This window comes from Flexivirga sp. G2 (genome assembly GCF_055397625.1).
In genome coordinates, this window is sequence record NZ_AP039675.1 from 1800745 (window position 1) to 1818852 (window position 18108).

19 protein-coding genes are annotated in these 18108 nt (G+C 68.7%); 12 read left to right on the top strand and 7 right to left on the bottom strand.

Annotated elements, in window-relative coordinates; translation table 11 throughout:
- Positions 1–36: 36 nt before the first annotated feature.
- The gene (locus ACZ50J_RS08565) at positions 37–1539 is read right to left on the bottom strand and encodes a leucyl aminopeptidase (RefSeq protein WP_464300848.1); all 1503 of its coding nucleotides are present in this window, start codon (positions 1537–1539) and stop codon (positions 37–39) included.
- A gap of 178 nt (positions 1540–1717) precedes the next feature.
- On the opposite strand from ACZ50J_RS08565, the gene gcvT reads away from it, so the two are divergent.
- Complete coding sequence (gcvT, locus tag ACZ50J_RS08570) at positions 1718–2821, top strand: glycine cleavage system aminomethyltransferase GcvT (RefSeq protein ID WP_464300849.1); 1104 nt, start codon at positions 1718–1720, stop codon at positions 2819–2821.
- A 54-nt stretch (positions 2822–2875) separates the two neighbouring features.
- On the opposite strand, the gene ACZ50J_RS08575 is transcribed toward gcvT, so the two are convergent.
- The 3 genes from ACZ50J_RS08575 to ACZ50J_RS08585 form a co-directional block, all read right to left on the bottom strand.
- Entirely contained in the window at positions 2876–3442 is a 567-nt protein-coding gene (locus ACZ50J_RS08575) for a DUF937 domain-containing protein (protein ID WP_464300850.1), read from the bottom strand.
- Between the two features lie 97 nt (positions 3443–3539).
- Positions 3540–4211 (bottom strand): response regulator, encoded by a 672-nt coding sequence (locus ACZ50J_RS08580; protein WP_464300851.1) that lies wholly within the window; start codon positions 4209–4211, stop codon positions 3540–3542.
- A complete protein-coding gene (locus tag ACZ50J_RS08585; protein ID WP_464300852.1) occupies positions 4198–5394 on the bottom strand; it encodes a sensor histidine kinase in 1197 nt (398 codons plus the stop codon). The genes ACZ50J_RS08580 and ACZ50J_RS08585 overlap by 14 nt, the downstream gene beginning before the upstream one ends.
- Positions 5395–5527: 133 nt before the next feature.
- Between ACZ50J_RS08585 and ACZ50J_RS08590 the strand changes: the two genes are divergently transcribed.
- From ACZ50J_RS08590 to ACZ50J_RS08600, 3 genes are all read left to right on the top strand, one after another.
- Positions 5528–6427 carry an ABC transporter ATP-binding protein gene (locus ACZ50J_RS08590; RefSeq protein WP_464300853.1) on the top strand — a complete coding sequence of 300 codons (900 nt, stop codon included), beginning with the start codon at positions 5528–5530 and terminating at the stop codon, positions 6425–6427.
- Complete coding sequence (locus ACZ50J_RS08595) at positions 6424–7233, top strand: ABC transporter permease (protein ID WP_464300854.1); 810 nt, start codon at positions 6424–6426, stop codon at positions 7231–7233. Before ACZ50J_RS08590 ends, ACZ50J_RS08595 begins: the two co-directional genes overlap by 4 nt.
- Positions 7234–7406: 173 nt before the next feature.
- Positions 7407–7622 carry a hypothetical protein gene (locus ACZ50J_RS08600; protein WP_464300855.1) on the top strand — a complete coding sequence of 72 codons (216 nt, stop codon included), beginning with the start codon at positions 7407–7409 and terminating at the stop codon, positions 7620–7622.
- 42 nt (positions 7623–7664) lie between these two features.
- On the opposite strand, the gene ACZ50J_RS08605 is transcribed toward ACZ50J_RS08600, so the two are convergent.
- A complete protein-coding gene (locus ACZ50J_RS08605) occupies positions 7665–8270 on the bottom strand; it encodes a DUF3043 domain-containing protein (protein WP_464300856.1) in 606 nt (201 codons plus the stop codon).
- Positions 8271–8335: 65 nt separating this feature from the next.
- Between ACZ50J_RS08605 and ACZ50J_RS08610 the strand changes: the two genes are divergently transcribed.
- Genes ACZ50J_RS08610 through ACZ50J_RS08620 form a run of 3 tightly spaced genes read left to right on the top strand, consistent with a single transcriptional unit; the run spans position 8336 to position 11667 of the window.
- The gene (locus ACZ50J_RS08610) at positions 8336–9709 is read left to right on the top strand and encodes a M20/M25/M40 family metallo-hydrolase (protein WP_464300857.1); all 1374 of its coding nucleotides are present in this window, start codon (positions 8336–8338) and stop codon (positions 9707–9709) included.
- Positions 9706–10584, top strand: a complete 879-nt coding sequence (locus ACZ50J_RS08615; protein WP_464300858.1) for a nucleotidyltransferase domain-containing protein — start codon at positions 9706–9708, stop codon at positions 10582–10584. The genes ACZ50J_RS08610 and ACZ50J_RS08615 overlap by 4 nt, the downstream gene beginning before the upstream one ends.
- 48 nt (positions 10585–10632) lie before the next feature.
- Positions 10633–11667 carry a glutathione S-transferase family protein gene (locus ACZ50J_RS08620; RefSeq protein ID WP_464300859.1) on the top strand — a complete coding sequence of 345 codons (1035 nt, stop codon included), beginning with the start codon at positions 10633–10635 and terminating at the stop codon, positions 11665–11667.
- Here ACZ50J_RS08620 and ACZ50J_RS08625 read toward each other — a convergent pair.
- Positions 11652–12725, bottom strand: coding sequence for a DUF2330 domain-containing protein (locus tag ACZ50J_RS08625; RefSeq protein ID WP_464300860.1), 1074 nt, complete (start codon positions 12723–12725; stop codon positions 11652–11654). The two genes, ACZ50J_RS08620 and ACZ50J_RS08625, sit on opposite strands and share 16 nt — an antisense overlap.
- Before the next feature lie 74 nt (positions 12726–12799).
- On the opposite strand from ACZ50J_RS08625, the gene ACZ50J_RS08630 reads away from it, so the two are divergent.
- The 5 genes from ACZ50J_RS08630 (at position 12800) to erpA (ending at position 16488) form a co-directional block, all read left to right on the top strand.
- The gene (locus ACZ50J_RS08630; RefSeq protein ID WP_464300861.1) at positions 12800–13762 is read left to right on the top strand and encodes a nucleoside hydrolase; all 963 of its coding nucleotides are present in this window, start codon (positions 12800–12802) and stop codon (positions 13760–13762) included.
- Between the two features lie 48 nt (positions 13763–13810).
- On the top strand, positions 13811–14512 hold the full coding sequence (locus tag ACZ50J_RS08635; protein ID WP_464300862.1) for a M50 family metallopeptidase: 702 nt from the start codon (positions 13811–13813) through the stop codon (positions 14510–14512).
- Positions 14513–14582: 70 nt separating this feature from the next.
- Positions 14583–14930, top strand: a complete 348-nt coding sequence (locus tag ACZ50J_RS08640) for a hypothetical protein (RefSeq protein ID WP_464300863.1) — start codon at positions 14583–14585, stop codon at positions 14928–14930.
- Between the two features lie 62 nt (positions 14931–14992).
- Positions 14993–16027, top strand: coding sequence for a glycerate kinase (locus ACZ50J_RS08645; protein ID WP_464300864.1), 1035 nt, complete (start codon positions 14993–14995; stop codon positions 16025–16027).
- Between the two features lie 98 nt (positions 16028–16125).
- Complete coding sequence (gene erpA, locus ACZ50J_RS08650; RefSeq protein WP_325550838.1) at positions 16126–16488, top strand: iron-sulfur cluster insertion protein ErpA; 363 nt, start codon at positions 16126–16128, stop codon at positions 16486–16488.
- A 309-nt stretch (positions 16489–16797) separates the two neighbouring features.
- Here erpA and ACZ50J_RS08655 read toward each other — a convergent pair whose 3' ends face one another.
- Positions 16798–18108 (bottom strand): M20/M25/M40 family metallo-hydrolase, encoded by a 1311-nt coding sequence (locus ACZ50J_RS08655; RefSeq protein WP_464300865.1) that lies wholly within the window; start codon positions 18106–18108, stop codon positions 16798–16800.

The window sequence follows — 18108 nt, forward strand, 5'->3', positions numbered from 1 at the left end:
GCGGGGTTCCCTTTGTGTAGTGGACTGTCTCGGCGGTCAGCCGCGACTGCGGGCGAGCTGCACCAGAGTGCGCACGCCGTAGCCCGAAGCGCCCTTGCCGACATACCCGTACGCGTCGTCCGTGGAGTATGCCGGGCCGGCGATGTCCAGGTGCGCCCACGGCAGCTGCTTGCCGTCCGCGTCGTCGCCGACGAAGTCCTGCAGGAACAGCGAGGCGACGATCATGCCGCCCTGGCGCGCACCGGTGTGCTTGGTGTCGGCGACGAGCGAGGTCATACCCGAGCGCAGGTGCTGCAGCAGCGGAATCGGCCACAGGTCCTCGCCGGTCGTGCCGGCCGCCGCGACGATCTCGTCACGCACGGTGTCGTCGTTGCCGAGCACAGCAGCCGTCCGGGTGCCGAGCGAGAGCACGGCGGCACCGGTCAGCGTCGCGACGTCGATGAGCAGGTCCGGCTCCTGGCGGGACGCGAGCGCGAGACCGTCGGCCATCACCAGGCGGCCCTCGGCATCGGTGTTGATGATCTCGACCGTGCGACCGTTGGGCATCGTCACCACGTCGCCCGGACGCTGGGCGTCGGAACCGGTGAGGTTCTCCGCGAGGCACAGGTAGGTCGTGACGGCGACGGGCAGGCCGAGCTCCGCGATCGCGGCGGTGGCGGCAGCGACGGCGGCGGCGCCGGCCATGTCGCACTTCATCGTGACCATGCCCTCGGCCGGCTTGATGCACAGACCGCCGGAGTCGAACGTGATGCCCTTGCCGACGAACGCGAGGTGCGACTTCGCCCGAGCCGGTTCGTAGCTGAGCACGACCATCCGCGGGGGACGAGCCGAACCGCGGCCGACACCGATCAGACCGCCGCACGACTCCTTGGCCAGCGCTTTCTCGTCGAGCACCTTCACCTTCACCTTGGTGCCGGCGAAGTGTTCCTTCACCGACGCCGCGAACGACTCGGGGTAGAGGTCCAGCGGGGGAGTGTTGACCAGGTCCTGCGCCCAGGCTCGGTGGGTGGCGACGACCTGCGCCTGCTGCACACCGACCTTGACGTCCTTGTCCTTGGCGAGCGACGTCAGCACGGTGATCTTCGAGATCTGTTTCGTGGCACCGCCCGTCGACTTGTATGACGTGAAGGTGTACGACCCGAAGAGGGCACCCTCGGCGGTGGCGACGACCTGCGCCGCGCTGGAGGAGGGGAAGGCCACCGCGACGGTGGCGGCCTTGCCGGAGACCGCGCGCACGGCGGCACCGGCCGCGCGGCGGAGCGCTTCGGTGTCGTCATCGGACGGCGCACCGGTCAGGCCGGAGCCCGTCACCACGACCGTGCCGCTGACGCCCGGGACACCGGCCAGTCGGGTGATCTCGTCGGCCGTGCCGGTCGCGGAGAGCGCCAGCAGCTGGGCGTCGATGTGCTCGCGGGCCTCCGGAGCCAACGCGGGTGTCGCGGCGACCTGAGCGTGCTCGCCGTCCTGGACAGCGAGCACGACGAGCGCGTCGCTCTTGTTCTTGGCGACCAGCTGGTCGGCAACGTTCAAGCTCGGCACAACTACTTCTTCTCCTTGTGCGGGTGACCCTGGGCGCGGAGATCGTCCGCGCTACTCGAGGGTTGGACTCCGGCGACGATACGCCCTCAGCCGCGCGCTAGCGTGCGCGTATGAGCGAGCGCAGCGAGCGTCTGAGTAATCAAGTCGACGGCGGCACCCGACGAAGGAGGGGACCGGCATGACCGAGGAGCAGAAGACATCCCCCTTGCACGAACGCCACGTAGCACTCGGTGCGAAGCTGGCGGATTTCGGCGGCTGGCAGATGCCGATCGAATACCCCGGCGGCGGCGTGCTGCGCGAGCACACCGCGGTGCGTGAGGGGGTCGGCATCTTCGACGTGTCGCACCTCGGCAAGGCGCTGGTGCGCGGCGAGGGCGCAGCGGACTTCGTCAACAGCTGCTTCACCAACGACCTGCGCAAGGTCGCGCCGCCGAAGGCGCAGTACACCATGTGCCTCGACGACGAGACCGCCGGAGTCGTCGACGACCTGATCCAGTACCTCCGCTCCGACGACGAGGTCTTCCTGGTTCCCAACGCTGCGAACACGGCCGAGGTCGTCCGCCGCATGCAGGAGAAGGCGCCGGCCGGGCTCGAAATCACCGACCAGCACAGCGAATACGGCATCATCGCCGTCCAGGGCCCGAAGGCCCCTGAGGTCGTCGCATCGCTCGGGCTGCCCACCGACCTGGATTACATGTCGTTCGGTGTCGCGCAGTGGGAGGGCCACGAGGTGATCGTGCTGCGGTCCGGTTACACCGGCGAGAAGGGCTTCGAACTCGTCCCGCGCTGGGACGACACCCCGGCGCTGTGGGACGCGCTGGTCGAGGCGATGCAGCCGTATGACGGACTTCCGTGCGGCCTCGGCGCGCGCGACACGTTGCGCACCGAGATGGGTTATCCGCTGCACGGCAACGAACTGTCCATGGACATCACCCCGAACATGGCGCGCGCCGGCTGGGCGGTCGGTCGGAACAAGGATGCGTTCTGGGGCAAGGAGGCGCTCGCGGCGCAGAAGGAGGCCGGCGGTTACCGACTGACCTGGGGACTGAAGGCCACCGGTCGGGGGATCCCGCGAGCGCACTGCGAGGTGAAGAACGTCGAGGGCGCCGTCATCGGCGAGGTCACCTCCGGCACCATGTCGCCGACGTTGAAGGTCGGCATCGCGATCGCGTTGATGGACCGCGGCACCAAGGAGGGCGACGAGGTCGTCATCGACGTGCGCGGTCGGGAGTTGCCGGCGGTCGTCGTGAAGCCGCCGTTCGTGCAGACCGAGGTCGACTGAGCAGGTCGACAGGACGCCGGCCGGGTCGATCACGACCCGGCCGGCGTTCGTGCGTCAGCTCTTGCGGCCACCGCCGAGCAGGCCGCCGAGGATGTCGCCCAGGCCACCGGGCAGTCCGGTGCTGCCGCCCTGCGCCCCGCCACCCAGCATGCCGCCGAGGATGTCGCCCAGTCCGCCACCACTCGAACCCGTAGGTCCACCGCTCGGTTGGGTGCCGGCGGTGGTCGAGCCGCCGCCCGCCCCGCCGCCGAGCACCTTCCGTGCGAGGTACTGCAGCACGATCGGCGCGAGGATCGGCAGCAACTTCTTCATCAGGTCGCTCCCGCCGCCGAGTCCGCCGAGCTGGGAAACGACCTGGGGTTCACTGCTGCCGAAGATGTGACTGACGATCTGGTCGGCCTCCTGGCTGGGCACAGTCGCCGGATCGCGGTCCTGATGCTGGCCCAGCGCCTCGGTCAGGGATGCCGCCCCGCCGGGGTCGGCGGCGTTGGCCTGCAACCCGCCGAGCAGAGCCGGCACCGCCTGCTGGACAGCCGTCTGCACCTGTGCCGGATCGGCGCCGACCTGCCCGGCGATCTGATCGATCGGCAACTGTGCGATGAGATCCTCTGCAGCACCCATGAGTCGTCCTTCGTGGTCGGAGCACCGTGGCCCGGCGACGGTGCCGGATAGCTGCAGCGTAGCCGCGGCCGGGACCGCTGTCGCCGCTCCGAATCCCTCACTCGATCCCGGCGTCGTGCACCAGGATGGCGACCTGCACGCGGTTGTCCGCGTCGAGTTTGGTCAGCACCCGCGACACGTGCGCCTTCACGGTCGGGACGCTCATGTAGAGCTGTCGCGCGATGTCGGCGTTCGACAGACCACGGCCCACCAGCTCGGCCACCTCGAGCTCCCGCTGGGTCAGCACGGACAGCCGGTCACGTGCCGCGGCATACCCGTTCGGCGGCGCCTCGGTGACTTTGTCGACCAGTTGCCGCGTCACGCTCGGCGACAGGATCGGGTCGCCGGTGACGACGGATCGGACGGCGTCGACGAGCCGCTCGGGCGGGGTGTCCTTCAACAGGAAGCCGCTCGCCCCGGCACGCAGGGCCTGCACGATCAGGTCGTCCGAGTCGAAGGTGGTCAGCACGATCACGTGCGGTGGATCGTCTTGGGCGACAACGGTTCTCGTCGCCTCAATGCCGTCCGTTCCCGGCATCCGGATGTCCATGAGTATGACGTCGGGGCGCTGCGCCCGCGCCGCCCGAACCCCTGCGGCGCCGTCCGCCGGATCATCCGGCAACACCTCGATGTCCGGTGCGCCGCGCAGGATCAACCGCAACCCGGCGCGGACGAGGGCGTCGTCATCGACCAGCAGGACCCGGATCGGCGATGCGTCAGGAGTCGTCACGGGGCCACGGTAGTCGGGCTCGTACGACGAAGTCGCCGGCGCGGTCACGACCCGAGGTGAGCTCGCCACCGACGAGTTCGGCGCGCTCGGTCGCGCCGACCAGTCCCAGGCCGGAGTCCGGCAGCTCACCGGATCCCGGCACCGCGGCCGGGATCCGGTTGCGCATGGTCAGCCGCAGGTCGTCCTCGTCGTGGGTCAGCACGATCGACATCGGTTCGCCGGCTGCGTGCTTGCGCCGGTTCGTCAGGCCCTCCTGCACGATGCGGTACGCATTGCGGGACGCCAGCTCGGTGAGCCCGGTCAGCTCGTCCGGAACGGTGAGTTCGACCGGCCCGTCGGTGGATTCGAGGGTCGCGACGAGTTCCGGAAGATCGCTCAGGGTCGGTTGTGGCGCATCCGGCCGTGGTGGGGATGCCGTCGGATCCCGCAGCACGCCGAGGACCTCCCGCAACTCGGTGAGGGCGGCGTGTGCGTTGTCCCGGATGATCGCCGTCGACTCGTGCAGCTCGTCCTGCGACAGATCCGTCCGGTAGGCCAGGGCACCGGAATGCATTGCCACCACGGAGATTCGGTGGGCGAGCACGTCGTGCATCTCACGGGCGATGCGGGCTCGCTCGGCGACCCTGGCCTGCTCGACACGCAGGTGTTGCCGGTCCTCGGCGACGGCGAGCTGGGTGCGCAGATTCGAGACCAGCTGCCGGCGGGCACCGATCGCCCAGCCGATCGCCACGCACAACGCGACGGCGAGAACGCCGATCACCGTGTCGGTGACCCACTCCCCGAAACCATTGTTCGCGTCCGAGTGGAAGAAGAGTTGGAAGACGTAGCCCGCGACGAGCGCCTCGGCGCAGCACAGCAGCGTCGGCCGCCAGCGTCGATGGGTCGCGAGCGACACCAACGCGATGCAGGAGGCGGCCGAGGCGATCACCGAGAACGCCGACAGCGCGGTCAGCAGGGCGCAGATCCCGAACGGCCACCGGCGTCGCCGGAGCAGGAGGGCGAGCGCTGCGACCCCGATCGTCACATCGGCGGCGATCCAGGTACCCGGGTCGTGGTAGCCGCGCGCACCGTCACCGATCTGGGCGGCCAGCAACAGCCCACCGAGTGTGACGGCGACCAGCTCACGCCATACCTCACCCCAGATGTGGCGTCGACGGCTGATGCCGGGCAGAGCGAGTGTCACGCTCGCCAGCGTATGACGTCATCGGTCGACCGCAGGAGAGCCCGGAGTCTCGCGAACGCCATACCAAAGTAGGAGGTCGATTCCGCCCTGCGGCCGATGTGCGACGACCGTGCGCCACGACATCGTGGTGGTCATGATCGAAGTCGAGAACCTCACCCGCCGCTACGGCTCGTACGTCGCGGTCGACGACGTGTCGTTCCAGGTCCGACCTGGAACCGTCACCGGATTCCTCGGACCCAACGGTGCCGGGAAGTCGACCTGCATGCGGATGATCTGTGGGCTCACCCCACCGAGCAGTGGCGTCGCCACCGTCCTCGGCAAGCCGTATGCCGCACTGGGCAACCCGGGCCGCCAGGTGGGCGTCCTGCTCGATGCCGCCGCTCAGCACAACGGGCGCACCGGCCGCGAGATCCTGACGCTCGGGGCGATCATGATGGGCCTGGACCGCAGCCGCGTCGACGAGATGCTGGAGCTGGTCGGCCTGACCCCGTCGGAGTCGCGTCGCCGCCTGCGCAACTACTCGTTGGGTATGCGCCAGCGGTTGGGCATCGCACACGCGCTGCTGGGTGACCCGCGGGTGCTGATCCTGGACGAGCCGGCGAACGGGCTCGATCCCGCCGGTATCCGGTGGATGCGCAGCCTGCTGCGCGGGTTCGCCGACGAGGGCGGCACCGTGCTGCTCTCCTCCCACCTGTTGCACGAGATCGAGGTCGTGGCCGACGAACTCGTGGTGATCGGCCGCGGCAAGATCGTCGCCAACGGCTCGAAGGCGGAGCTGATGTCGGCCGCCGGCACCACCGTCCGCAGCGACGACGACGCACGTCTGGCAACCGCCTTGGAGGTCGGCGGTTTCCAGGCGTCGCCGCTGAACGGTGGCGGCATACACACCGACGCCGCGCCCCGAGCCGTCGGTCAGCTCGCGCTGCAGCAGCAGGTGGTTCTCATCGAGCTGCGCGAGGCCGGCTCCGCCGGGCTGGAGGAGATGTTCCTGCAGCTCACCGCCGACGACGCCCGTGAAGGAGTGGCCGCATGAGCACCAGCACACGCACCCAGGAGCAGGACGTTCAGATGCCATCACGACTGGACGGCGCCGAGTCGGGCATACCGTTCTCACGGCTGGTGTCGCTCGAACTGCGCAAGCTGACCGACACCCGTGCCGGCCGCGTGCTGGTGTTGGTGGTCGCCGGTCTGGTCGTGGCGATCGGCCTGATCGGGGTCTTCAGCGGGAGTCCCGGCGAGGACAAGGACCTGACCGATTTCCTGGGGCTGGCCTCGTTGCCGCTGCAGATGGTGCTGCCGCTGCTCGGGGTACTCGCGGTGACCTCCGAGTGGTCGCAGCGGACCGGCCTGGTGACCTTCACCCTGGAGCCCCGACGGGCTCGGGTCGCGTACGCCAAGTGGGCGGCCGCGCTCACGCTCGGTGTCGCCGGGGTGGTGCTCGCGCTGGTCAGCTCGGTGGCGTTCACCGGCTTGGCCGGTGCCCTGCGCGGTGGTGACCAGTCGTGGAGCCTGGGCTGGCAGGTCATGCTCGGTGTCGTCGTCGGTCAGCTGCTCTACATGTCGATCGGTGTCGCCTTCGGCATGCTCATCCAGAACACCCCTGGAGCGATCGTTGCCTTCCTGATCCTGCCGTCGCTCTGGTCCATCCTGGGCAGCTTCTCCTGGTCGGAGTCAGTGGCCAAGTGGGCCGACACCAACCGCACGCTGTCACCGCTGTATGACGGGTCGATGCACGGTGACGACTGGCCGAAGCTGGTCGTGTCGCTCATGATCTGGCTGGCCCTGCCGATGGCGGTCGGCATCTGGCGGATGACCCACAGTGAGGTCAAGTCCGCCTGACCCACGAACGGGTCCGCTGCGCTCATCGGGGGAGCGCAGCGGACCTTTCGGCATGTCCGGTTCGTGGCATGTCCGGTTCGTGGCATGTCCGGTTCGTGGCATGTTCGGTTCGCGGCATGCTCGATTCGCGCAGTCGGGGCGAGCTGTCGCCGCCGGCAATTAGGGTTTGGGCCATGAACGATGGCTGGCACTGGACCTACGAGGACGCACGCGGATCCGCCATGAGCGGGGTGCAGTTGATGACCGGTCGGTTCCCGACACAGGGTGATGCCGAGAGCTGGCTCGGTGAGCAATGGCGGTCGCTCTTCGCCGCGGGTGTCGCTGCGGTCACGTTGCATCACGACGACAGGACGGTCTACGGCCCGATGCTGCTCTCGGACGGGAGCTGACCGCGCGTCATCGACCCCGTCGGGGGTGGACCCGGGCGGCGGTCAGATCTTGTCGCCGCGCTTGACCCGCGGACCGGGCCGGCGGCCGGCGCGCAGCTGGAACGCACGCATGACGGCGTACGACGCGGTGCCGCGCGGCGGCTCGGTGTGGAAGCGCTCGCGGATCTGTGCCTTGATCTTGCGCACCATCAGAATGGCGTCGATGACGCCGAGCAGCACGACCAGCCAGACCAGGAAGAACGCCGACATCTGCAGCGTGCGGTTCGGCAGGACCGTCAGCACGAGGACGATCAGCATCAGCGGCAGCAGGATCTCGCCGAAGTTGCGTCGGGAGTCGACGTAGTCGCGGATGAAACCCTTGACCGGACCCTTGTCGCGCGGTGGCAACGCCTTCTCGTCTCCGCGGGCGAACGCCTCGCGCTGCTCGACGCGCTGCTTGCGCGCCTCGTCGCGGGACTCGCGCTTCGCGGCCTTGCGGTCGACCGGCACGAGCGGCTTGCGTCGGGCGGCCTCGCTCTCCTTGCGGGTGGGAGTCGGCCGGCCCTTCTTGGGGGTCTGTCCAGTAGCCGACACCTCCGCGGTGGACTCAGGAGTCAACTCTGCAGCGGACGTTTCGGATTCTGTCAGGGTCTTGTTGCGGCCGAACACAGCGACAAGTGTACGTGGCCGACGTCGGACGTGATGACCACCACATGAGCCGCTAGCGTGGCAGCGTGACCGAGAACCCCACAACGAACCCCACCCCGCCGAACCACGCCGACCTGAGCGCCACCGTGCGGGATCTGATGCCTGCGGTCCGCGCCGATCTCGAAGCATTGACGCGGATCCCGAGCGTGTCACTCGACTCGTTCGACCAATCGCACGTCGACCGGAGCGCCGAGGCCGTGGCGCAGTTGTTGCGTGACGAAGGGCTGGACGTCGAGATCGTGCGCGAGGGTGGGCGTCCCGCGGTGATCGGCCGGCTGGCCGCGCCGGAGGGCGCACCGACCATCACGCTCTACGCCCACCACGATGTGCAGCCGCCCGGCGACGACAAGGACTGGGACACGCTGCCCTTCGAGCCGACCGAGCGGGACGGACGCCTCTACGGCCGCGGCGCGGCGGACGACAAGGCCGGCGTGATGGCGCACGTCGCGGCGCTGCGCGCCCACAACGGCCGCCCGCCGTGTGGCGTCAACGTCTTCGTCGAGGGTGAAGAAGAAGTCGGATCCGATTCACTGGCAACGATTCTGGAGCGGCACGGCGACAAGCTCGCCGCCGACGCGATCGTGCTCGCCGACTCCTCCAACTGGAAGATCGGTGTCCCCGCGCTGACCACCTCGCTGCGCGGCATGATCCGGGTCGTCGTCTCGGTGCGCACGCTCGACCACAGCGTGCATTCGGGCATGTATGGCGGACCGGTCCCCGACGCGCTGACCGCGCTGGTGCGGCTGCTCGCGTCGTTGCACGACGAGAAGGGTGACGTCGCGGTCGCCGGTCTGGTCAGTGGCGACGCCGCCGATCTGGACTTCGACGAGGCGCGGTTGCGTGAGGAGAGCGGTCTGCTGGCCGGCGTGCAGGTGATGGGCACCGGCCCGTTCCTGTCGCAGCTGTGGACCCGCCCGTCGATCACCACCATCGGCATCGACGCACCTGCCGTCGACGTCGCTTCCAACACCCTGGTGGCGAGTGCACGCGCGAAGGTGTCGATGCGCATCGCGCCGTCGGAGGACCCGCGCGCGGCATACGACCTGCTGCGCAAGCACCTTGCCGACAACGCCCCCTGGGGTGCGCAGGTCGAGGTGACCCTCGACGACGAGGGTGCCGGCTTCGACGCGGACGCCGACGGCCCGATCTACACCGCAGCACGCTCGTCGTTCGCCGAGGCATGGGACGGCACCGACCCGGTCGACATCGGCGTCGGCGGCTCCATCCCGTTCGTGGCCGCCTTCGCCGAGAAGTTCCCCGACGCGGCCATCCTGGTCACCGGCGTGGAGGACCCGGACACCCGCGCGCACGGTGCCAACGAGAGTCTGCACCTGGGCGAGTTCGAACGCGTCTGCCTCGCCGAGGCTCTCCTGCTGGCAAAGCTGCCCGACGCGAAATGACGGGAAGCGGGTCGAGTAGCCGGGGGAGCGCAGCGGAGGAGGCGTATCGAGACCTCATCGCGCCGCTGCCTCCGGGGTATGCCGGCCTGCTCGACCGCATCGTCGATGCCGTGTCGGCCGACTCGCGGGTGGTCGCGCTGTGGCTCAGCGGTTCGCTGGGTCGCGGCGTGGCCGACGCGGGCAGCGACCTCGACCTGATCGTCACCGTCGAGGATGACTCGCACGACGCGTTCGTCTCGGCGGGCGCTGCGACGTGGGCATTTCTCGAGCCGGCCATTACCTATGAGATGCCTGGTCTGGCAGGCAGTTTCGCGTTGACGACAGCCGACGGACTACGAGTCGATGTCGTGCTCGAGCAGGCCGTCGACATCGCTCGCACGCCGTACCGTCATCGGGTGCCGGTGTTGGACCGGCGTGCCGACCGCGTCGCGGTGCCCGCCGCTGACGGATCGTCGGAGGGACCCGACGGCGCGCGGATGGAGTCGATCGCGCTGGAGTTCGCGCGACAGCTGGCGATCTTCCCCGACGCGGTGGTCGCGCGGCAGGACTGGCTGCTCGGGCAGGAGGCGGTGCACAACTACCGACAGTTCCTCTATCAGCTGTATGTCGAATCGAACCGGCCATTGCCACCGATGGGTGTGAAGCAGTGGTCGGCGAAACTGACTGCGGATCAACGGGATCGGCTGACATCGCTGCGTGTGCCGACTGCGGATGAGGAGTCGGTGGCCGACGCGATGCGGCAGGTGCAGCGGGTGATCCGGAGTGAGGGCCGAACGATGGTGGAGTCGGCGGGCGGCAGTTGGCCGGAGGCCGCTGTGCAAGCGGGCTTGGCACGCTGGGCGGCACGCGGCCTCGACGCAGGGATGGCACCCTGAGGAGCAGGTGAGGGACGAGCCTGCGTCTCGAAGGGTAGCGTCGCATCCATGGCAAAAGGCAGCTACGTCGAACCGTCATACGAGCGCGACACGCGGTACATCAATGACCGCATCACGAAGGATGGAGCGGACGGGTGGCCGGTCGAACCCGGTCGCTATCGGCTCGTCGCAGCACGTGCTTGCCCCTGGGCGAGCCGCGCGATCATGGTGCGGCGGTTGCTCGGCCTCGAGGACGTCATCTCGCTCGGGTTGTGCGGTCCGACGCACGACTCCGACAGTTGGACCTTCGACCTCGACGAGGGTGGTCTCGACCCCGTGCTGGGCATTCCCCGGCTGAAGGACGCCTACGAGAAGCGCTTCCCCGACTACCCGCGCGGCATCACCGTGCCGGCCATCGTCGACGTGCCGACCGGTGAGGTTGTGACCAACGAATTCGCCCAGATGACACTGGATTTCGCCACCGAGTGGACCGAGTTCCAGCGCGACGGCGCTCCGGACCTGTGGCCCGTCGCACTGCGTGACGAGATGGCACCGGTGATGAAGCGCATCTACACCGAGGTCAACAACGGCGTCTATCGGTGCGGCTTCGCCGGCACCCAGGAGGCGTATGGCGCGGCATACGACCGGCTGTTCACCGCCCTCGACTGGCTGGAGGCGCGGCTGGCCGACCGGCGTTACCTGATGGGGGAGCACATCACCTGTGCGGACGTCCGACTGTTCACGACGCTGGTGCGGTTCGATCCGGTCTATCACGGGCACTTCAAGTGCAATCGGCAGAAGCTGGACGAATTCCCGGTGCTGTGGGCGTATGCCCGAGATCTGTTCCAGACACCGGGTTTCGGTGACACCGTCGACTTCTCTCAGATCAAGCACCACTACTACGAGGTGCATCGCGACGTGAACCCCACCGGCATCGTCCCGCTCGGTCCAGACCTGGCCAACTGGATGGACCCGCACGATCGTGCCTCGCTGGGCGGGTCACCGTTCGGCGAGGGGACCGCACCCGGTGAGATCGCCCCGGCCGAGCGAGTGCCGCAGGCCAACAACCCGGCGGTCGGTGCCGACGGTCAGCTCGCACGCTGACGCCGCACCAGCAGGACCACACCCGCCGCGAGACCCCCGACGACGAGCACCAGCAGCACCGCGACATCGATGGGCACGAAGTACTCGTCGGTGTAGTCGTAGGAGACCACGGGAGTGTCGTGTGCAGCAGCGGCGAAGCTGAAGTCGCTGCGCACCTGGGTGGTCGGCTCGTCGAGCGTCTGGGTGATTTCCGTCAACCAGGGCTGGCCGGCGCTCAGCGCCTTCAAGTCCGCGGACGTCACCAGCGAGGGCCGCACGCGGGCGGCATACTCCGTGCTCAGCTGGCCTTGGGTGGCAGTCGGGTCGGTTCGCCTGACGCGGTGGTCGGCGAGCACGTAGGTCGTGACGTGCTGGGTCTCCTTCGCGCCACGCGACATCCGCATCGGATAGACCAGCCGGTCACTGGCGAAGTTGAGACGGACCGGGGGTAGATCGCCGTTCAGGGACTTACCTTCCGCGGTCAACGTCATGGCCGTGAAGGCCCAGCTCTGCTTGAGGTATGGCGTCACCAGTGACTCGAACTCCGGCGACATCACGAAGCCGCGCTTGGCCAGCCACGAGTGCAGGTCACCGGCGTCGTTCGCAGTGAGGCTCACCGCTTGTAGTGGTCCCAGATCGACCGTGCCGAGCACGTGGACACCGCCGGGTGCCTTTGCGCCTGCGGCATTGCCCGTCGAATCATCGTGGTCGCCACCGAAGATCACCGGCGGGCCGAAGAAGTGGTGGCGGACCTTCTGTCTCGGCGCGGTCTGTCGGTCGAGGTCGGTGAAGACATCGCGGTCGGCCAGTGACGGAGTGGCAGGCGCCGGAGTCGGGACGAGTAGCCCGGCACGTGCAGCATCCGATCGAGCCGACAGTGACATCACGATGGTCTCCCGGCCGGCGTGCTGAGTGATCAACGCGGTCTCGCCGGTGACCGTGGTCGATCGACCGGGCTGGTTGACGACGCCGCCGCAGGCGCAGGCCATCGCCGGTGGGGACACGACCAGCAGAGCCATCGCTGCCAGGACCGCAACCAACGCGAGTTGCGCGACTCTACGAGACCACGACCGGCTCATCGAAGTGCCCTTCCTCGGATCATGAGGCTCCGATGGTTCGTTGCGGACACGGGTTCCAGCGATACCGTCGACCCGTGCAGAAGATACCGGTCATCATGGACGTCGACACCGGTGTCGACGATGCGTGCGCACTGCTCCTGGCAGCGCTTCATCCCGCCCTCCACCTGCGGGCAGTCACCTGCGTCAGCGGCAACACCGATGTCGACCAGGTCACCCGAAACACGTTGGGTGTGCTGGAGATTGCCGGTCGCGAGGACGTTCCTGTTGCTCGTGGCGCCCAGCGCCCGCTCATCGAGCGGCCGATGCACGCGCGGCACGTGCACGGCGAGGACGGGATGGGTGACCTGGGGTGGGTGCACACGACCCGCGAGCCGGATCCGCGTCACGCCGTGGAGCTGTTGCGGGAGACGCTGGAGACCTCCACCGAGCAGGTCACGCTGGTGCCGACGGCACCGATGACGAACATCGCACTCCTCGCGCGCATCTACCCGGAGGCGTTGCGATCGGTGGGCCGGATCCTCTTCATGGGCGGAGCGGCCAGACGTGGCAACGCAACGGCGTCGGCCGAGTTCAACGTCTTCCACGACGCGGAGGCGACCGCGATCGTGCTCGACGCCGCCGCCGAGCGCGGCATACCGGTGACGATGTACGGACTCGACGTCTTCTACGAGCCGACCGTGAGCCGCGCCCGAGCGCGGCAACTGATCGCCTCGGGGGCGGGTCCGGCTGCCCGCCTCGCCGGCGAACTCATCGAATTCCAGTGTGAACGCTTCGAGTCCGAGCAGGCGACGATCGGTGACGCCGGTGCCGTCTGCGCCGTCATCGACCCGGCCGGCATCGGCACGACGTCCTTGCCGGTGCGCGTAGAACTCGCCGGCACCTGGTCGCGCGGTCGAACGATCGTGGACGTTCGGGACTGGTCCGGTGACCTGGCGCATGACCCGCACGGCCGAGCGGACGCGATGGTGGATGTCGCGCTCGCCATCGACGGAGGCCGGTACGCCGATCTCTGGCTGGACACCGTCGCCCGTGGGTGAGGCGCACCGGCATGGAACCGAACATCGTGTCCGGGCGTTGCGGCCGGTGTGAGTGACTGGTGGGAGCGGGTGACCGCGTCGACGCCGGCACCCGACGTCCGTGTCACGGTGCTGCTGGCGGCCATCGCCGTCACGTGCGTCGTCTGGGCTCCCGTATGGCGCGTGACACGGCACCTCGTGACCGTGGTGCACGAAGGTGCCCACGGAGTCACGGCGCTCGCGGTGGGCCGTCGCCTGTCCGGCATACGGCTGCACTCGGACAGTTCGGGACTCACCGTCTCCCGTGGTCGGCCGACGGGTGTCGGCATGGTCCTGACCCTGCTCGCCGGGTATGTCGGGCCGTCCGTCCTCGGTCTGCTGCTCGCGGTCGGTGTCCATGGTGGACATGCCATTGCCGCTCTCTGGCTGTTGCTCATCGCACTTGCCTTGCTGTTGCTGCAGATCCGCAACCTGTACGGGCTGTGGGTCGTCCTGGTCAGCGGTGTGGCGCTCTTCGCCGTGACCTGGTGGCTCGACCGGACGGCACAGACCGGGGTGGCGCAACTGATCGCCTGGTTCCTCCTGCTTGCCGGACCGTGGTCCTTGCTCGATCTGCAGCGCAGCCGGCATGCCGGAGTCGCACGGCACTCCGACCCCGATCAACTTGCTCGCATCACCCGCGTGCCCGGCACCGTGTGGTGGTCGCTGATGGTTCTGGTGTCGCTCGGCTGCCTGGCAGGGGGAACGCGTTTGCTCCTGCTGGGCGTCTGAGGAGAAGTCCGCAACTGCACCACGCAGCTGTGCGCATCCACCGCCGCCGAGTCCTTGTGAGGGTAGACGCATGAAAACGTCCCGCTCCGTCGAACTGTCCGACCCGACCGAGTCCTTCGGGCTCGAGCTGCGATTGCTGGCAACTCTGTGCGCCTGGGGTGCGTGGGTCTTCGCGATGATCTTCTCCCTCAGCGTGCTCGGCGACGGCGCGGTCGCCCAGGACTTCGAGAGCGGCGGTCACACCAGGACCACCGGCGCGGCCACCGTCGTCATACCCGTTCTCTATCTGGCGGCGCTCGGGCTCGGTCTGGTTTCGGTGACCAAGGCGACGCACGGTCGCATTGCCGCGTTCGTTGCCCTACTCGTCGTCGGAACGCTTTCGGCGCCGGTGGCCATTTTCGCGATGGCGTTGGCCTGAGGCCGTGAGGGTGGCGCAACGCCCATCGAACAGAATGGTGCCGTGACGGAGAGTGAGTCGGCGTGCGCGTTCTGATCTGTAGCGACCAGTGGGGCGAGGTCCCGGCCGCCGACATCACCGCCGCGATCGGCCAGGGTTGGCGGGCCCGTCAGCCCGACGCTGACGTGGTCACCGTGCCGTTCTCGTCCGGTGGGACCGGATTCGTCGACGCGTTGTCGCACTCCCTTCCCGTGAATCCGTCGGGGGCGCAGGGCGATTCGATGTTGCAGCATGACGACTGCGTCTATCTCGACGGCGCGGCGTTGACCGCAGATGGCGACTCCGCAGAGCTCGGGTCCGCCCTCGCGTCGGCGGTCGCCGACGGCGTACGACGCATCGTGGTCGGTGTCGGCGACGCTGCCGGGGTCGACGGCGGCGCGGGTCTGCTCCGTGCGTTGGGGGGCAGCGACGATCTCGCGGTAGCCCTGCCGCGCGCGACCGAGGTCACCCGTTCCGTGGAGCTCGTCGCGGCATACCAGGAGGACATCGCACTGCTCGGCCTGCAGGGCGCCTCCGCGGCCGCCGTCGAGACGCTCGGCTGGAGCAGACAACATGCTCAGGACAACGAGGCACGGATCGGGGAGTTCGCCGACCGGGTACGACGCGTCCTGCCGCCGCGCACGGACCTGCTGACCGGGAAGGTGCACCGGTTGGACCGGGACCCCGGCAGCGGAGCCGGCGGGGGAGTCGGCTTCGCCCTCGGAGTCCTCGGAGCGCGCCTCGTGCCCGGTGCCGACTTCTTCGCCACGGCCGTCGGGCTCGAGGAGTATGTCGCGGGAGCCGACCTCGTCATCGCCGCGACGCAGACTTTCGACTGGCGCAGTCTCGCGGACGACACCGTCGCGACGGTCGTGCGAGCGGCCGCAGCCGCTGCCACGCCGGCGATCGTGCTCGCCGAGCAGGTCGAAGTAGGGCGACGGGAAACCATGTCTCTGGGCGCCGCTGCGGCCTACGCACTCGTCGATCCGCGCAGCGTGCGACGAGCGACCGACCCCGACAAATGCGCGGCACTGGAACGGTTGGCACGCCGAGTGGCGGGGACCTGGTCGGCGACCTGAGGAAGAGGTCGTACGCTGGAAGGGAACAAGAACGGCAAGGACTGTGTTGCAGCCCCTGAACACCGCCCGTTCGACCGCAACGAGAAGGACTTGATGCAATGAGCGTCGACACCAACGCTTCCTCGACCACCGAGACCCACAACGTCGCCGTCACCGACGTCGCCGCCTCCAAGGTCAAGAGCCTGCTCGAACAAGAAGGCCGCGACGACCTGCGACTGCGCGTCGGCGTTCAGCCCGGCGGTTGCTCCGGCCTCATCTACCAGCTCTACTTCGACGAGCGCACGCTCGACGGTGACCTGGTCCGTGACTTCGACGGTGTCGAGGTCGTCGTCGACCGGATGAGCGCCCCCTACCTGGACGGCGCCACGATCGACTTCGCCGACACCATCGAGAAGCAGGGCTTCACCATCGACAACCCCAACGCCGGCAGCTCCTGCGCCTGCGGTGACAGCTTCAGCTGAACCTTCTGCTGCGACTCCTCGCGGCATACGAAGGGGCCTTCGACGAACGAGTTCGTCGAAGGCCCCTTCGTATGCCGGTCGTCGTCTCCGCGGCCGTCCGCTTGTCGTTCGGGCTGGGTTGGTCGTGGCTGTTGCCAGGCCGTGGGTGGTCGTTCGGGCGCGCTGTTCTGGGCTGTCGCCGAGCCCCAGCTCGTTGTTCACTCGGCTCTTCGGGGCTGTCGCCAGGCCGTGGCCCGTCGTTCGGTCGCTTTGTCTCTGGCTGTCACCCGAGATCTGTCGATCGGTCGCCTTGATCCGGCCGAGTGGTCATCACAATGCCTGCAGGAGCGCGCGGTACCAGCGGATCCCTTCGAGGTACGAGTCGACGCCGAGATGTTCGTCGACGTTGTGCAGACTCTGCCGCTGTGCCTCGTTCATCCGGAACGGGTTGAAGCGGTAGCAGTTGTGCCACACCTGCTGGAAGTGCCGGGCGTCGGTGGCAGCCATCACGACATACGGGACGGGCACCACGTCCGGCATGACGTCACGAGTCGTGGTCTCCAGCAGCTTGAATGCGTCGCCCAGATCGGCGACCGGGCTCGGGTCGTAGGAGTTGTGCACGATCACCTCGATGTCGTCACCGACCAGGCTTCGCACGCGCTCCACCGCCTCGTCCGCGGTCTCGGTGACCGCGACCCGCATGTTGACACCGGCGCTCGCCGTGGAGGCCAGCACGTTGTTGGCCGGAGCGCCGCGTAGCTCGGTGATCGCGTAGGTCGTCCGGGTCATCGCGGCGGTCGTCGGTCCCATGCGGGCGAACACCTTCGCCAGTGGTCTGCGCAGCGTTCCGGCGCGACCCACGACCGTCCCCAGCGGTCCACTGACATGCGGGGCGAGACGCTGCAGCATCTCCAAGGTCGGCTCCGGCAGCTGAGCCGGCGCCGGGTGCTTCTCCAGCGCCAGGATCGCCCGGGCAAGCTTCGCGGGAGCGCTGTTCCTGGGCGGCATCGACGCGTGACCGCCCTCCGCCCGCGCGACGAGTTCCAGCTCGACGACGCCCTTCTCCGTCAGGCCGATGACCGCGAGCGGCGCCCACGCTCCGGGGAACGCGCCGCTGACCGCCATACCGCCCTCGTCGAGGACGAGCCACGGGTCGACACCACGGTCCCGCAGCGCCGCGACGGCCGCGGTCGCCGTGACACCGTGCACCTCCTCGTCGGCGCCGAACGACAGCCAGACGTCCTGCGCCGGCGAGAAGTCCTCGGCGAGCAGCTCCTCGACGGCAGCGCAGATCGCGACCAGCGACCCCTTGCAGTCGAGGGTGCCGCGCCCCCAGATCACGCCGTCCACGACCTGCCCGTCGTATGCCGGGTGCTTCCAGTCGTCGCGTGGATTCACCGGTACGACGTCCTGGTGAGCCATCAACACGATGGGCCGGTCCGCCGCGGCTTCTCCGTTGCCCTTCCAGCGCAGCAGCAGCGCGTGATCGGGCAGCTCGACCTGCTCGCACGCCTGGAACAGCAGTGGGAAGTGGGATCGCAGGTCCGCGTGCAGACCCTCGAACTCCGCATCGTCACGATCTGCGCCGGCCACCGTGCGGCGTCGGACGGCGGCCTGCAGTGCGGCAACGGCGTCGGTCAT

What these genes read in the sequence shown, in the direction of transcription:
- gcvT (WP_464300849.1), top strand. Translation starts at nt 1,718, where the DNA reads ATGACCGAGGAGCAGAAGACATCCCCCTTGCACGAACGCCACGTAGCA.
- ACZ50J_RS08575 (WP_464300850.1), bottom strand. Translation starts at nt 3,442, where the DNA reads ATGGGTGCTGCAGAGGATCTCATCGCACAGTTGCCGATCGATCAGATC.
- ACZ50J_RS08590 (WP_464300853.1), top strand. Translation starts at nt 5,528, where the DNA reads ATGATCGAAGTCGAGAACCTCACCCGCCGCTACGGCTCGTACGTCGCG.
- ACZ50J_RS08595 (WP_464300854.1), top strand. Translation starts at nt 6,424, where the DNA reads ATGAGCACCAGCACACGCACCCAGGAGCAGGACGTTCAGATGCCATCA.
- ACZ50J_RS08600 (WP_464300855.1), top strand. Translation starts at nt 7,407, where the DNA reads ATGAACGATGGCTGGCACTGGACCTACGAGGACGCACGCGGATCCGCC.
- ACZ50J_RS08615 (WP_464300858.1), top strand. Translation starts at nt 9,706, where the DNA reads ATGACGGGAAGCGGGTCGAGTAGCCGGGGGAGCGCAGCGGAGGAGGCG.
- ACZ50J_RS08620 (WP_464300859.1), top strand. Translation starts at nt 10,633, where the DNA reads ATGGCAAAAGGCAGCTACGTCGAACCGTCATACGAGCGCGACACGCGG.
- ACZ50J_RS08625 (WP_464300860.1), bottom strand. Translation starts at nt 12,725, where the DNA reads ATGAGCCGGTCGTGGTCTCGTAGAGTCGCGCAACTCGCGTTGGTTGCG.
- ACZ50J_RS08640 (WP_464300863.1), top strand. Translation starts at nt 14,583, where the DNA reads ATGAAAACGTCCCGCTCCGTCGAACTGTCCGACCCGACCGAGTCCTTC.
- erpA (WP_325550838.1), top strand. Translation starts at nt 16,126, where the DNA reads ATGAGCGTCGACACCAACGCTTCCTCGACCACCGAGACCCACAACGTC.
- ACZ50J_RS08655 (WP_464300865.1), bottom strand. Translation starts at nt 18,108, where the DNA reads ATGACCGACGCCGTTGCCGCACTGCAGGCCGCCGTCCGACGCCGCACG.